Source organism: Sulfophobococcus zilligii (assembly GCF_055398255.1).
The window spans coordinates 569,611-583,021 of sequence record NZ_AP042406.1; the positions used below are offsets into that span (position 1 = coordinate 569,611).

Below are 13,411 nucleotides of genomic sequence, written 5' to 3' on the forward strand. Positions count from 1 at the left end.
ATCTCACCCCATGAGCACGAATACTATGAATATAATTATAGCTAGTATGATCAATATAGCAAGCCAAGACGATATAAATCGAGCCCAGTCATGTAGACTACCAGTGTGGACTTCCTCGACTAGTATTCTATAGAGTGATTTAGCAAATCTCTTCATAAACCCCCAGTACATTGATGCAATACTCGGTGTAGGCGTTGAAACAACGTTTTCTGGTTCTCCAGATAAATATAGAGTACTTGTTCTAACTCGTCTAGACTTTAATGCATAGTATAAGATAAAAACTACCAGTATAGATAATGCCATTGCAAAAGTTGTTATTGTTAATGCTCCAGCCGGATCTAATATGAGAGTAGTCTTCATGGTTTTACACCCGTAAGCATTCTCTCTATTTCACTGGAAATGAATATACGGTATTCAAGGGGTATTTTATCTACTGCTCTGTCTATGTATTCAAGATATCCACTAACTAGTTCCTTCGACGCTGATTCATAGAATGGCCACATGTATTGAAATACCACGCCTAGTACTATTAGAGCAATAGCCATGGCGAACAATAAGTATTCAATCCACCTCTCTTTTACTGTGTTTACTGGTTTTTCTCTAGTTGAAAACACAATGGCAGCTATTGCTTTTAGATAGCCTGGTAGACTAAGCGCTGATATTGCTATTATGAGTATTGGTGCTATTGGGAATTCTGCATCTAGATATCCACGTGCAATATACCACTTAGAGTAGAATCCAATAAATGGTATAAAGCCGGCTAGACTGAGGAAGCCAAGTATTAGTGAAGCCGATGTTAATGGGTAGTATCTTCCAACACCACGCATTTCATCTAGGTTTCTCGAGCCTGCAGCGTCTATTAGTACACCACTAGACATGAAGAGCAGTGCTTTAGCGATTCCATGAGCTACAATGTGTATTACACCACCAGCTATAGCATACGCTATTGCCTCTTTCGAGCCGTTTAGAAAGCCAGCTGTTATACCCATATAGGCGATACCAACATGTGAAATTGTACTGTATGCTAGAAGTCTCTTGATATCCTGTTGTGTCATCATCATTAAAGCACCAATCAAGCCACCAAGAGCACCTAGTGTGAATAGAGCGGCTAGAACTACTATTCTATATTCGCCGAGAGCACTGTATTCTCCGAAAATAGTGTATAGGAATCTAGCTGTTGCATAAATACCAACATTTACAACTAGTCCTGATAAAGCAGCCGAGACAGGTGTTGGAGCTTCTGGGTGTGCATCTGGTAGCCAGAAGTGGTTGGGGAACAGCGCTGATTTATATGTAAATACCCATAGAGCTAGCGCGATAGAGAATAGTGTTAGGTACTTTATAGATGGCGGTATTTCATAGAACAACCATAGAAGTTGCGATCTCGAAGCTAGTGCTAGTACACCCATGTTGACAGATCCATAGCCAGCATATAGTAGTACGACTGCTGTGAAGTAAAACGTTGTTGCAACAGCACCTATCAACGCGTATTTAGCAGCTGCTTCAACAGCTTCTGCTTTATCTCTATGATATGCTACTAGGCCATACGCTGAAATACCCAGTACTTCCAGCATTACAAACAAGTTGAATGCATCACCAGTATATAGACAGCCAAGTATGCCTGTTTCTAATCCAACTAGTAGTATGAAATACCATACTGGGTCGTCTAAGTGGTGTCTATACCAGTATGAATACAATACTACTGCTAACATAACCCAGCTCGTTAAAAAGCCCACGAGTGCGTTTAATGCGTCGACTTCGTATACAATACCGAAGTGTGGAGGCCAACCACCATACATGTAGATCATTGGACCATTATGGTACACTTCATAGAGTACAAAACTCGACGATATAGCGGCGAACAGTGATGCTGTAAATGCCAGTATGTATGGTAGCTTCTCGGATTTAACTATTTTAGCTAGTGGTATTGAAAATGCGTGTAGTATTAGAATTGGAGTTGTTAATCCAAGTAGAGTATATGCGAGCTCCATGCTCCCACCTAGTCAAAGATCTTCTTTGAATACTTTTCGAAAACAAGTGAAATCTCTTCTCTAGCTTTTTCGGGTTCAAGTGTTTTAGCGTCAATCCAGTGTACATAGAATACTTTTTCATTCTCGTCTATTTCAACGACAACAGTACCTGGTGTGTTAGTAATACTACAAGCAATAGCTGTTTTAGCATAATCTGATTCTACATAGAATGGTACTTTGACAATAGCAGGGTTAACTGGTGCTTTGGGGTGAAGTATCCTCTTTATTACATCTAAGTGTGCTTTAGTCTCGTCGATAATGAAGTATCTAAGAGCATATCTCAATACGTAATACCATCTCACAGGATTTAAGACTTTATTGGGGTTTTGTAGAGTTATATTTGAAAACATTAACCCAACTATTACCGCTACTATTAAACCCGTAGTTAAATCATAAAAGCTTACACTACCAGAGAATACTATGTAGACCAAGAACGCGAGAACTGCTACTATTATAGTGTTTAAAACTCTCGCCATGTAGATCACCCCTTCAACTTCTTAATTTCTCTCATATCAAGGGTTTTATAGTGAGTGTAGAGAATGTATCCTTGAAACACTAGAAATAGTGTTACAGCTAAACCTATAACTACAGCTGTTAATACTAGTGCTTGTGGTAGTGGGTCAACGGCTTGCCTTATAAAGCTATCTAGAGCTTCATCTGTTGGAGGCGTTGTTAGTACTGGTGGTCTTGGATTAACGTTGTCAATCCATCTACGATAACCAAGATATATAGCAAAAGTATTCATAGTGTCTGATAGTATTGTTAGAGCTATTACTTTCTTGATATAGTGTGGTCTGTAAAATATACCGTAAATCGCTATTATAGAGTTAACTAGTAGTGATGTCAGTGTAATAATTAGTAAATATGAATTCACGAATTCCAAGTTCATACACTCACCCCTCTCTCCGGGCAAGTAGTAGTACTGTAAATGCAATTGTAAAACCAGCAGCTACTGCAAGCATTTCAAAGAAGTTGAAAAACCATAGTGTACCACTAATTAATACGTTTCCAATATACGCTGGCAGGCCAATCTCCGCGCCTGGTTTGGGTAGGTTTTGAAAGACATATGCGTATTTATTGACTGCCAGTCCAATGAGGAATCCGGCAATACCTGTAAATCCAATACCAAGCAAGCCTATACTTCTAAGTAATAGCATTCTACTAGATGATACACCCTTACTGAGTAGAAACATTGTTGAATACACGACAATAAATATCATTGGTGCAACAGCTATAGTTGCCCCTCCCTGGAAACCACCTCCAGGTGTTAAATGACCATGTAGGCCGATTGATGCTCCTACAACAATAATCATTGGAGCAGTTATTCTTGTTACTGTTTTTACAATTGTTGATAATCCACCACTAACTACTTCTCCACTATAGGTTTCTGTGTATAGTTTTCTCGCTAGTGCTAAACCAGCAATTAATGCGAGATAGAAGACAGATGTCTCAAATAGTGTGTCAAGACCTCTATAATCCCATACTATAGCAGTAACGGCTTCTGGTGATGAAACAGTATAATATTCTATTCGTGGATTGAAAGCTGTGAATAAGTAGAATAATGCTAGTAGTCTAATGTCCTTGCTTGGAACCAGTAGTTCACTAGCAAATGTCAATAGAAGTGATACTCCAAGTATTAATGAAATAATAACTAATAGTTCAATAGCTCTCTTCATTCCTTCTCCACCCTCTCAGTCTTACTTATTAAGATGAGTAGAACACCTGGAATGAGGCCAACAGCCACTGGTAGATAGACGAGGACTATGTCTGGAGCCATTAAAAAGTAGTAGAGAATTGTATAGAGACCGCTTTGAATAGCACTATACAATACTGCTCTAACGAGATCTCTCTCCATTATAGCTAGGTATACTGCTACAACTGATAAAATACTTGATACAGCCATTATTAAGTAAACAATGGTTTCAGGGTACATGTATATCACCCACACAACTCGCTATCTAGTAAATCTGCTAAACAAGGTTGAACTTTAGCTGTTTTAGATTTGTGTACACCGCGCGCTATAGCGTGTGAACCGGCTGGTGCTAGGAACAGCACTATTAGTGCTGTTATAAAACTAGCACCAGCTATAAACCACCTGTAGACTCCTAGCTCGCTCAGTGTAATTGTTAATAGTGTAACGCCAATTAACGGGTATACACAACCCCAGATAGTTGTAATTGTTAGTGGGTGGAGTCTTAGATAGAAGTTTTTGAATCTATGGAATCCAATAGCTCCAATTAGAGATGCTATTCCACCTAGAACTATTAATGCAAGACCTAGCACTCTAGATATGAGTACTAGTGTGTCAAGCACCCAGATCACCCTTTTCAAGGTATTTAGCCATATATATATCTAGCGCGTAAACCCAGAGAGCGAGAGGTATAACTACCACTGTGAGTATTGGTTCTTTAAAGTAAATAGAGAATAAAACCATGAGCACTATAGTTGCATATGTTATAGCGTCTATTGCTAAAACCTGGTCTCCAAGAGTAGGGCCTTTAAACGCTATTATAGTAAACAATACTATAGAAGCCAGATATAAAAGTGCAATTATAAGTATCAACTCCCAGATCATGCTCCCACCTTTTTAAGAGTTGAAAGCGAAAACTGCTCAGAGGTGAGTCTAGTAAAACCAGCCAAGTCGAATTTATTGGAGACTATATAGGCATTCGTTGGACAAACCTTTACACACCTATAGCAGTAGACGCATTTACCATAATTAATGAGTGGATACAGCCTTCTCGGATTTGTTTTCGGTGCTTCATATTCCTGTGGAATAGAAGTCATTTTTATTGCATCAGCTGGACACTCAATAGAGCAGAGACTACAACCAGTACACTTTGTTAAATCAGCGTATTGAAGCCCCCTGAAATCAGGTTCAACCTCGGTTTTCTCTCTAGGGAATTGAACAGTGGCTGGTTTTGAAACAAGACTTTTCAATACTTGTTCTAGCAACTTGGGTCTCTTCACACTCTACCACCAGCTAGGTCTTTTAAGTGCACTTTATAACTAGTCTTCTTTTCAAGGTCTACTACTGTAACTCTCTCCATACAGGATATACAGGGGTCTAATGACGCCAATATAACCGGTACATCGGCAAGGCTGTGTTCTAGATACATAAATCCACTGTTAATTATATTATTAACGCTTGGAGTTCTAATTTTCACTCTATACGGGTTTTGACCTTTACCATCACTCATAACGTAATATGTTAACTCACCCCGTGGGGCTTCAACTCTCGTGTATGCTTCTCCAGGTGGGAATTTTCTAGGAAGCCTCTTTTCATCTGGAACAGGGTTTCCATCAGATGGTAGGTGTTCAAGTATGTATAATCCCATTTCAATTGATTCTAGTACTTCATCCCATCTAACCATCATTCGCGCCCATGAATCGCCCTCGTTTCTCGTCACTACATTGAATGGTATTTCACCATATGCATCGTATTTATCGCTTGCTCTAGAATCTATTTTTACACCACTTGCTCTCGCTACTGGGCCCACAAGGCCGTGACTTGTAACATCACGATATGATATTCTACTAACATCTATTAGTCTCTTTGTAATTGTCTCGTCTTCTTCAAATATCTTCTTGTAGTATTCAACTCGTGGTTTTAGTTTTAAGAGTATATCTCTCAATCTACTTCTCTTTTCTTCATCTATATCTCTCCGTACTCCTCCAACCATCATGTAGTCTGCCATTACACGGCCTCCAGTCAATATTTCTTTTGCTTTCATTACCTTTTCTCTATCTAGCATTATATGCATGAATAGTGTTTCAAAACCAATGATCTCTGCCATTACAGCGTTGATTAACATGTGGCTATGTATTCTCTCTAATTCCATTGCGAGTACTCTAAGATACTGTGCTCTCTTATTGGGGTATAAATCAAGTATTTGTTCTAGTGCTCTAACATATGCATTTGCATGTACTGCATTACATATTCCACACACTCTTCCAACAATGAATATATCTCTATAGAAACTATTTTTCTCACATAGTTTTTCTATTCCTCTATGGTTGTATCCAGTGTTGATTTCGACTCTAACTACTCTTTCTCCCTCAGCATATACTTTCAACATTATTGGTTCGTGTAGTGCAGGGTGTTGTGGACCTATTGGAACCTCCGTGGTTACAATGGGGATTTCTACAACTTTACTCATACTCATTCCTATACACCACTGTCTTTTCTCAACGGGTATACTCCTTTCTCGACTAGATCGCTTGGTACAAAAGCACCTCGTTTAAGGAATGGATTACCATTGAATACAACGCCGAGTAAATCGTGTGTTTCTAGTTCGCCTGCAAGTGCACCTGGGAGTATGTCTATGATACTATCTATTACGGGGTTTTCACGTGGAAGATAAGTTCTCAATACTATTGTTTCTTCTTCGGGTAGGAGTATAACGTAGTAGTCTAATCTGATTTTCCCCTCGTCTTTTAAATCTGTTCCAATTAGTGTTGATAAATAGAAGCTCTCGTAGCCATATTTCTCGATAAGTGCATGAAATATTTTCTTTATACTTCCCGGTTCAACAATATAGACTTTTCTATTCGGTTTAACAACACCTTTACCTATCGAGAAGCTTTCAAGAAGACTGTGTTTGTCCATCTCCACAGCCATGCTTCTCCACCTCTCCTTTTTTAATTGCTTCTAAAAGCTTAACCAATCCGTCGAGTATAGCCTCTGGTCTCGGTGGACAACCGGGTATGTAGACGGCAACAGGGACTACTTTGTCAGCACCCCCCACTACACTATAAGATTTATAGAAAACACCGCCATCAACCGCACATGCACCAACAGCTACTACGAATTTAGGGCAGGGCATTTGCTCATAGAGAATTTTAAGTCTCTCGGCAGCCTTCTTAGTCACAGCGCCTGTTACAACGAGTATATCTCCGTGCCTTATACTAGGAGCGAGTTTAACACCAAATCTTTCAGGGTCATAGAGAGGAGTAAGAGAAGCTAGAACCTCTATATCACATCCATTACAAGCACCAGTGTTAAAGTGAACTAGCCACGGACTATACCTTACAATCTTGTATTCTGGCTTCTTCTCTTCTACTTGTACCTGTGTCATATGAAAACACACTCATGTAAACCTATATAGGAAGTGCTTAAAAATGCTATGTGGAATATAAATCCCACTGCAATATAGTGATTGATTAATTTAATTAAAAAACACTAATTAACTATTTACACTAGTATATAGAGAGGCTGCTACTACTTGACCAAATGCTAGTCCACCATCATTTGGAGGTATTCTCCTCGGTATTAACACATTTAAGCCATGTTCAGCTAGTTTATTTCTCAATCCTCTATATATGTATTCATTTACTATTGCTCCCCCCGATGCTACTACATAGTCCACGCGAAGGCCCTTTATTGATTCCAATACTAGTTCTCCAAGTGCAACTCCATAATTATATAGAAAGCTACGTGCTATTGTTTCTACTTCAAGTCTTTCTTTGTTATTTAATATCCATTCAACTACTTCTCTATAGTCTAATAGTAGAAGATTGTTTTCACTTGTAATTTTGAAATCGTCGATTTCTCTTATCTCGCCGTGATATGCTCTTGCTTCAAGCCATATTGCTGGTTCTCCTTCATAACTCCTCGTTATAGATGGATTTAGTATTGCTGCAACCATGTCTATTAATCTACCAGTACTTGATGCTGGAGTATGTCTTCCTAGTTTAACTAGTTTATAAACGGCCTCTAATTCTACTAAGACTTCTCTCTCCAGGTTTAATCCAAGGAGTTTAAATACTTCTTGTAATTCAAAACCTTGTTTTACAAAGTATGATACTGCTAATCTAATAGGTTGATATGTGTCTCTATCACTTGTTAGTGGGAGTGGCTTTATTGAACCGAGCCTCTTAAACCCATATTCCTCGGTGTTGAATAATAGTATTTCAGCGCCCCATATAGTGTTATCCAGCCCCCAGCCAACACCATCTAGTGCTACCCCGGCTACTAGTCCACTGAGATTATTGTCTACTGCTGCACCTAGTACGTGGGCGTAGTGGTGTTGTATTTCAACGACATTTAATCCATTGCTCTCCGCGTACTTTAATCCTATTTTCCTCGAGTAGAGTCTTGGATGCATGTCTACAACTACTACTGGCTTGTATTTTTCTCCTATGTGGTAGTTTTCCACGAGGAATTCTATAGAGGACAACAGGTCTCTCTGAGCACTGAGTGAGTCTAGGTCGCCGATATACTGTGTTAAAACCACTTTGTCCTCGAAGCCAACCGCTCCCGCTGAAGTTAAATCCCCGCCGAAAGCAATATATTCGCCGTTTAAATCCCTATTTATAGTGATCCATGCTGGCGCATACCCTCTGCTCCTCCTTAGAAACACGTAGCTACCTCCTGTCTTTCTCAATACACTATCGTCCACTCTATTCACTATTTCCCTGTCGTGTACTAGGAAGTAGTCGGCTATTTCTCCCAGCTTCGCCCTGGCACACTCTTCACTCGTACACATTGGTTCGCCGTGAACGTTTCCACTGGTCATTACGAGGAATTTGTCCCGGGTATTCATTAACAACAAGTAGTGGAGTGGTGTATAGGCAATAAATACTCCCTCATGAGACAAGTCGGGAGAGACATATCTAGACACAGGGGAATCTGGCTTCTTGGGTAGAAGCAGTATTGGTGCCTGGGGAGACCTTAACAACTCCTCGTCACTGGAATCCATGTATACTAGTTTCTTGAGGACATCAACGTCAAGCCCCATTACAGCAAACGGCTTTCTCGGTCTCTTCTTTCTCTTTCTAAGCTCTAATACAACATCATCGTTTGTTGCTAGTGATGCTATGTGGTATCCACCAATGCCTTTTACCGCTACAATATAGCCTTCATCTATTAATTTAGCTGCTTCTACTATTGGATCATCAACAACTATTTCTCTAAAATCTCTGTCAAGTAGTTTCAATCTCGGTCCATCGCGGGGGCAACTAATGCCCTGGGCGTGATATCTTCTAGTATTCTCTGGGTCTCTATACTCTCTAAGACAGTCTTCACAGAGAATGTATTTCCCCATAGCAGTGTTTTCACGGTCATATGGTGATTTATACATCATAGAGAATCGTGGTCCGCACCATGCACACGAGTTAAATGGGTACTTATATCTCCTGTTGCTTGGATCTAGTATTTCTCTGAGGCAATCACTACATACTGCAAAGTCTGGTGGTATATTAGACCTTGTGTATACACCGCTCTCGCTTTTCTCAATTGTGAATAACTCGTATCCTCTCGGTTCTTCAAAAGATGCATAGATATAGTCTATTATTGCAACAGGTGGTTTTTCATAGAATATAGATGCTAGGAAATTATCGATTGACTCTGAGTCTCCTTCAATCCATACTTCGACTTCGCTACCACCAATGTTTTTAACGTATCCTTTCAATCCGTGTTTTAGTGCTATACGAGTTATAAATGGCCTGAATCCAACTCCCTGTACTAGTCCTACAAATACTAGGTGTAAAGCTAGAGGTTTATACATTTCGATACACACGCCACTTAATTATCTATCAACTATTTTTCTGTCTTGGTATTCTCACACCATCTCCTATAATCCAGTATTCTCCATCACTCCTCTTTTCTAGTTTGAATACTGGTACTTCTTTCTTTACTCTCTCGAGTATAATCTGCATTGCTTTTATTGCATTACTCCTATTTTCTCCGAGTGTTGCAATTAGTAGAGTTGTCTCGCCTGGTTTTCGCTCGCCGAGCCAGTGCCATATAACAACTGCTTTTAAACCATGTTTTACTCCTTCTTCAACAGCTATTTTTCTCATTTGATTAATTGCTGCTTCTTCAACTGCTTCGTATTCTAATACTTCTACTTTGTTTTCACCAATCAATCCCTTTACAAAACCTATAAATATTGATAGTGCTCCGGAGGCAGGGTCTATTCTACTAAGATCTTCGAGTATTTTGTTTAAATCTGGTTTCTCATCGCGTATTAGTCTTACATCTATGTGTAGTCCTCCACCTGCAAATGGTGGTGTTAAATATACTGTTATATTGTCTTCGCTAATTAAATACTCCATAGATACTACTTCGCCGTTTACAATAGCTATTACTTCTATGTCTCTGGGTAGACTGTATTTACTCCGCAGTATTTCTACAATATCGACTACTCTAACAGGGCCGTCTACAACTAGTTCTATTGTTTCACCAAGTATATCTCTCAGTAGAGATAGTGTTTTAATTTTGATTTTCACGTTGTTCAACCTTGACTTTACTGATTACTCTTATATCTGTGATAACTGTGTAGGGGTATTGACCCGACTCGTCTTTCTCGTATTTTTTAACCATATCCCAGATATTCAATAGTGCTATTGCTACACCAGTTAATGCCTCCATTTCCACGCCTGTTTGAGCAGTAGATTTTACAGTGACGTATACTCTAATCCCTTCGTCTTCTACATTGTATTTTACATCGACGTTTGTTATTGGTATGTTATGACATAGTGGTAGTAGTAGTGGAGTGTTTTTAACAGCGTTTATTGCAGCTATTGTTGAAGCTGTTAATACATCTCCTTTTTCAACTAGTTTGTTTTTTATACGGTGAATAGTTTCAGGTTTTAGTTTTATAAAACCTGTAGCTGTTGCCTCTCTATATGAAACCGGCTTGCTTGTAATATCAATCATTTTAATAGACATACTACTACCCCGGAGGCTTGAAAAACGGTTTTCTAAGCAGTACTATCTCTCTAAATGCCTTTATGAGCTCCTCTCTATTTCTCGTTTTTACTTGTTCTACAATACTAATTCTCGGTTGTTCAACGTATAGACACGGCTTTAAATAGCCGTCTGGTGTAAGCCTTATTCTCGAACACTTTGAACAAAACAAGTAGTTTCCATATCCAACAACAACTTCTACTTTTACACCGGAGTCGAGTATGTACACCGGTCTATTGTGCAGTTCTCTAAAGTATTTCTTAACGGCTTTCTCCTCGAGGTATTTAATGATCTCTCCTACTCCAACGTGTTCTTTTTCATAAACGCCTGGTGGTACGCCGAGAGGTATTAATTCTATTACATTAATACTTAATCCTCTAGATTCAGCATAGGATATTATTTTTGTAAACTCGCCAATATTGGATTTCATGACGAGATAGTTTAATTTTACTTTTATACCATAGTCTAGTGCTCTATCAATACCTTCAAGCACTCTCTTTAGTAGAATAGAGCCTCCTGTAATGTATCTATAGACTTCTGGGTTTAACGAGTGGAGACTCACATTTACTCTATCTAATCCTGCTTCGGCTAAAACACCTGCTTTTAATGATAGTAGAGATCCATTTGTTACAAGTGAAACCTCACTAGAATATGGTTTTATACTAGCTACTATTTCATGTATGTCTCTTCTAACTAGTGGTTCTCCACCAGTCAACTTATAGTATTTTACTCCTAATTTACTTGCTACATCAGCTATAAAACCATAGTCATCTGCACTAAATACATCTCTTGTATTCCAGAAAATCCCCTCTCTATGACAAAATATGCAATTATAATTACAACTAGAAGTAACAAGTATTCTCAAACTATCTATTCTCCTACCGTAAGGGTCTATTAATCTCTCGATTTTAATCCTCCTCTTCTACTATGTTAAATTATAACAGGGTTATTTTAATATCAAAAACAGAGAATTCATGTATAAACTAGGTGTTTCTATAGGTTGACGAGTAATGAAGCCTGGTCCAGAGTGTTTAAGGTGTTTAATAACAACTAGATTGAAAGAAGTAGAAAAATCGAGTTTAAGTGATACCGAGAAGTTTATTGTTTCTAAAATGATAGCTGGAAAAATACTTGAACTGTTCAATCCAGATGTAGAGTTGACTAAGCTAGCTACAAGTATATTTAAATACAGTGTTTCACTAGCACCAAGTATTATAGAATACTATAGACTAGTAAAGAAGGCGTCAAATAAGAAAGCACTAGAATCCCTCTCCCTACACCGTGAATACGCTGGAAAACTCGATGGCTACGAAAGATTTGAATACCTAGTTAAACTATCAGCTATTGCAAACCTCATTGATTATGGTGTTGCAGACCACAATCCCGTAGAAAACACTTTAACACCAAAAACAATTATTGAATACCCTGTAGTAGTCAACGATATTTCAAAACTATATAGTGTACTCAGCCGGGGAGGTAAGACTATAGCATGGTTATTTGACAACTCAGGAGAAGTAGTATATGATACACTACTAGTGAGTGAAATAAAATCGCTTGGTAATAAAGTATATGGATTAGTAAAGGAAGAACCAGGTTTTCAAAACGATGTAACAATAAGTGATGCATTAGAACTACAATTAGATAAACTACTCGATAAACTAGTTGTATATGGTTCAACATCATCAATACATATTGAAGCATTAAACAACAGGGTAAAAGAAGTACTTGGAGAAGTAGATTTAATTATAGCAAAGGGTATGAGTCACTACGAGTATTTATCAGAAGTAGACCTTGGAAAACCAGTATGCTTTATTCTAATCCCTAAATGCGATGTTGTAGCGAGAGCAATAAAAGAGGGTTCAAAAGGTAAAATAGTTGTATTGTGTCGTGGTGTATAATAGTGCTTTTAATATCTAAATCTAGAAATAGACTCGTTATTCAAAAAGCATCTAGAAACGATCTATGTGAAGCAGTATACATCCTTATTAGTCTTATACCACCCGGATACGTTACAAGCTATGGAAGTATAGCTAGAACACTTGGAGTAAGCCCTAGACTTGTAGCATGGTGTTTAAAAAACAATAAGCAACCAATTGTTATTCCATGTCATAGAGTAGTCCACAGCAATCTAGAACTTGGAGGATATACAGGAGCTTCAAGAGAATTCAAAAAGAAACTCCTAGAAGTAGAAGGCGTAGTAGTAGATAGTAAGGAGAGGATTTCAAGAAACCACTTTATAGACATCAAAGAACTCTTAGAAAGCCAGTAGACTAGAGTTCCTTGACAACTCTTAGAATAGAGTTATATACATCTCTATTATTCGTTATCTTCTTACATATTTCACACGGGTCAAACGACTTGCCACTAGCTATCTCTGCTACATAGTTGTCAAGTAGGTTTTTGAGCTCTGGGAGTTTCTCGACAACAGCCATACAATGTATTCTCCTCCTCCCAGTGATCAAGTAGTTGACAGCTGGTTGTTTCATACCGAGGATTTTTGATGTTTTCAACTGCGAGAACCCGTATTCTTTAACTAGCATACAAGCTATATACGCTTTAATCGCTGGAAGTATTTTTCTAACGTATACTTCACAATAAGACGTTGGCGTTTTTACTCACCAATAACCTTGTTATTCCAATAAAATAGATTAAAATATACATGCTTATATATCAATAATCGTGTTATAAA

Annotated in this window: 19 protein-coding genes; 2 read left to right on the plus strand and 17 right to left on the minus strand. The window is 38.4% G+C overall.

The features are described from left to right. Nucleotides 1-3: 3 nt before the first annotated feature. The 16 genes from ACZ5YP_RS03105 to moaA form a co-directional block, all read right to left on the minus strand. The gene (locus tag ACZ5YP_RS03105) at nt 4-360 is read right to left on the minus strand and encodes a sodium:proton antiporter (RefSeq protein ID WP_464835790.1); all 357 of its coding nucleotides are present in this window, start codon (nt 358-360) and stop codon (nt 4-6) included. Continuing rightward, nucleotides 357-1,991: a proton-conducting transporter transmembrane domain-containing protein gene (locus ACZ5YP_RS03110; RefSeq protein ID WP_464835791.1), complete on the minus strand. Its 1,635-nt coding sequence runs from the start codon at nt 1,989-1,991 to the stop codon at nt 357-359. The genes ACZ5YP_RS03105 and ACZ5YP_RS03110 overlap by 4 nt, the downstream gene beginning before the upstream one ends. A gap of 8 nt (nt 1,992-1,999) precedes the next feature. Beyond that, a complete protein-coding gene (locus tag ACZ5YP_RS03115) occupies nt 2,000-2,506 on the minus strand; it encodes a Na+/H+ antiporter subunit E (protein ID WP_464835792.1) in 507 nt (168 codons plus the stop codon). Between the two features lie 5 nt (nt 2,507-2,511). Further along, the gene (locus tag ACZ5YP_RS03120) at nt 2,512-2,919 is read right to left on the minus strand and encodes a sodium:proton antiporter (RefSeq protein ID WP_464835793.1); all 408 of its coding nucleotides are present in this window, start codon (nt 2,917-2,919) and stop codon (nt 2,512-2,514) included. A 4-nt stretch (nt 2,920-2,923) separates the two neighbouring features. Continuing rightward, nucleotides 2,924-3,706: a Na(+)/H(+) antiporter subunit B gene (locus tag ACZ5YP_RS03125; protein WP_464835794.1), complete on the minus strand. Its 783-nt coding sequence runs from the start codon at nt 3,704-3,706 to the stop codon at nt 2,924-2,926. Further along, a complete protein-coding gene (locus ACZ5YP_RS03130; protein ID WP_464835795.1) occupies nt 3,703-3,963 on the minus strand; it encodes a Na(+)/H(+) antiporter subunit B in 261 nt (86 codons plus the stop codon). Before ACZ5YP_RS03130 ends, ACZ5YP_RS03125 begins: the two co-directional genes overlap by 4 nt. Nucleotides 3,964-3,968: 5 nt before the next feature. After that, nucleotides 3,969-4,343, minus strand: coding sequence for a monovalent cation/H(+) antiporter subunit G (gene mnhG, locus ACZ5YP_RS03135; protein WP_464835796.1), 375 nt, complete (start codon nt 4,341-4,343; stop codon nt 3,969-3,971). Continuing rightward, nucleotides 4,336-4,605 carry an MrpF/PhaF family protein gene (locus ACZ5YP_RS03140; RefSeq protein ID WP_464835797.1) on the minus strand — a complete coding sequence of 90 codons (270 nt, stop codon included), beginning with the start codon at nt 4,603-4,605 and terminating at the stop codon, nt 4,336-4,338. Before ACZ5YP_RS03140 ends, mnhG begins: the two co-directional genes overlap by 8 nt. Beyond that, on the minus strand, nt 4,602-5,000 hold the full coding sequence (locus tag ACZ5YP_RS03145) for a 4Fe-4S binding protein (protein ID WP_464835798.1): 399 nt from the start codon (nt 4,998-5,000) through the stop codon (nt 4,602-4,604). The genes ACZ5YP_RS03140 and ACZ5YP_RS03145 overlap by 4 nt, the downstream gene beginning before the upstream one ends. Further along, nucleotides 4,997-6,196 carry a hydrogenase large subunit gene (locus ACZ5YP_RS03150; RefSeq protein ID WP_464835799.1) on the minus strand — a complete coding sequence of 400 codons (1,200 nt, stop codon included), beginning with the start codon at nt 6,194-6,196 and terminating at the stop codon, nt 4,997-4,999. Before ACZ5YP_RS03150 ends, ACZ5YP_RS03145 begins: the two co-directional genes overlap by 4 nt. A gap of 2 nt (nt 6,197-6,198) precedes the next feature. Beyond that, entirely contained in the window at nt 6,199-6,651 is a 453-nt protein-coding gene (locus ACZ5YP_RS03155; RefSeq protein WP_464835800.1) for an NADH-quinone oxidoreductase subunit C, read from the minus strand. After that, nucleotides 6,617-7,108 (minus strand): NADH-quinone oxidoreductase subunit B family protein, encoded by a 492-nt coding sequence (locus ACZ5YP_RS03160; protein WP_464835801.1) that lies wholly within the window; start codon nt 7,106-7,108, stop codon nt 6,617-6,619. Before ACZ5YP_RS03160 ends, ACZ5YP_RS03155 begins: the two co-directional genes overlap by 35 nt. Before the next feature lie 108 nt (nt 7,109-7,216). Beyond that, a complete protein-coding gene (hypF, locus tag ACZ5YP_RS03165; protein WP_464835802.1) occupies nt 7,217-9,538 on the minus strand; it encodes a carbamoyltransferase HypF in 2,322 nt (773 codons plus the stop codon). A gap of 28 nt (nt 9,539-9,566) precedes the next feature. Further along, nucleotides 9,567-10,262 carry a molybdenum cofactor biosynthesis protein gene (locus tag ACZ5YP_RS03170; RefSeq protein ID WP_464835803.1) on the minus strand — a complete coding sequence of 232 codons (696 nt, stop codon included), beginning with the start codon at nt 10,260-10,262 and terminating at the stop codon, nt 9,567-9,569. Next, nucleotides 10,246-10,704 carry a cyclic pyranopterin monophosphate synthase MoaC gene (gene moaC / locus ACZ5YP_RS03175; RefSeq protein WP_464835804.1) on the minus strand — a complete coding sequence of 153 codons (459 nt, stop codon included), beginning with the start codon at nt 10,702-10,704 and terminating at the stop codon, nt 10,246-10,248. The genes ACZ5YP_RS03170 and moaC overlap by 17 nt, the downstream gene beginning before the upstream one ends. Before the next feature lie 4 nt (nt 10,705-10,708). Then, a complete protein-coding gene (gene moaA, locus ACZ5YP_RS03180) occupies nt 10,709-11,587 on the minus strand; it encodes a GTP 3',8-cyclase MoaA (RefSeq protein ID WP_464835805.1) in 879 nt (292 codons plus the stop codon). Nucleotides 11,588-11,732: 145 nt separating this feature from the next. Between moaA and ACZ5YP_RS03185 the strand changes: the two genes are divergently transcribed. Beyond that, nucleotides 11,733-12,620 (plus strand): damage-control phosphatase ARMT1 family protein, encoded by an 888-nt coding sequence (locus tag ACZ5YP_RS03185; protein WP_464835806.1) that lies wholly within the window; start codon nt 11,733-11,735, stop codon nt 12,618-12,620. Nucleotides 12,621-12,622: 2 nt separating this feature from the next. Beyond that, on the plus strand, nt 12,623-12,991 hold the full coding sequence (locus ACZ5YP_RS03190; RefSeq protein ID WP_464835807.1) for an MGMT family protein: 369 nt from the start codon (nt 12,623-12,625) through the stop codon (nt 12,989-12,991). 1 nt (nt 12,992) lies between these two features. Here ACZ5YP_RS03190 and ACZ5YP_RS03195 read toward each other — a convergent pair whose 3' ends face one another. Further along, nucleotides 12,993-13,262, minus strand: a complete 270-nt coding sequence (locus tag ACZ5YP_RS03195; RefSeq protein WP_464835808.1) for a transcriptional regulator — start codon at nt 13,260-13,262, stop codon at nt 12,993-12,995. Nucleotides 13,263-13,411: the final 149 nt, after the last annotated feature.

Excerpts from the sequence above, each read along its gene's own strand:
- ACZ5YP_RS03150 (WP_464835799.1), bottom strand. The coding sequence starts at position 6,196 with ATGAGTATGAGTAAAGTTGTAGAAATCCCCATTGTAACCACGGAGGTT.
- moaC (WP_464835804.1), bottom strand. The coding sequence starts at position 10,704 with ATGTCTATTAAAATGATTGATATTACAAGCAAGCCGGTTTCATATAGA.
- ACZ5YP_RS03115 (WP_464835792.1), bottom strand. The coding sequence starts at position 2,506 with ATGGCGAGAGTTTTAAACACTATAATAGTAGCAGTTCTCGCGTTCTTG.
- ACZ5YP_RS03125 (WP_464835794.1), bottom strand. The coding sequence starts at position 3,706 with ATGAAGAGAGCTATTGAACTATTAGTTATTATTTCATTAATACTTGGA.
- ACZ5YP_RS03195 (WP_464835808.1), bottom strand. The coding sequence starts at position 13,262 with ATGCTAGTTAAAGAATACGGGTTCTCGCAGTTGAAAACATCAAAAATC.
- ACZ5YP_RS03105 (WP_464835790.1), bottom strand. The coding sequence starts at position 360 with ATGAAGACTACTCTCATATTAGATCCGGCTGGAGCATTAACAATAACA.
- ACZ5YP_RS03110 (WP_464835791.1), bottom strand. The coding sequence starts at position 1,991 with ATGGAGCTCGCATATACTCTACTTGGATTAACAACTCCAATTCTAATA.
- ACZ5YP_RS03130 (WP_464835795.1), bottom strand. The coding sequence starts at position 3,963 with ATGTACCCTGAAACCATTGTTTACTTAATAATGGCTGTATCAAGTATT.
- hypF (WP_464835802.1), bottom strand. The coding sequence starts at position 9,538 with ATGTATAAACCTCTAGCTTTACACCTAGTATTTGTAGGACTAGTACAG.
- ACZ5YP_RS03185 (WP_464835806.1), top strand. The coding sequence starts at position 11,733 with ATGAAGCCTGGTCCAGAGTGTTTAAGGTGTTTAATAACAACTAGATTG.
- ACZ5YP_RS03140 (WP_464835797.1), bottom strand. The coding sequence starts at position 4,605 with ATGATCTGGGAGTTGATACTTATAATTGCACTTTTATATCTGGCTTCT.
- ACZ5YP_RS03120 (WP_464835793.1), bottom strand. The coding sequence starts at position 2,919 with ATGAACTTGGAATTCGTGAATTCATATTTACTAATTATTACACTGACA.
- ACZ5YP_RS03160 (WP_464835801.1), bottom strand. The coding sequence starts at position 7,108 with ATGACACAGGTACAAGTAGAAGAGAAGAAGCCAGAATACAAGATTGTA.
- ACZ5YP_RS03155 (WP_464835800.1), bottom strand. The coding sequence starts at position 6,651 with ATGGCTGTGGAGATGGACAAACACAGTCTTCTTGAAAGCTTCTCGATA.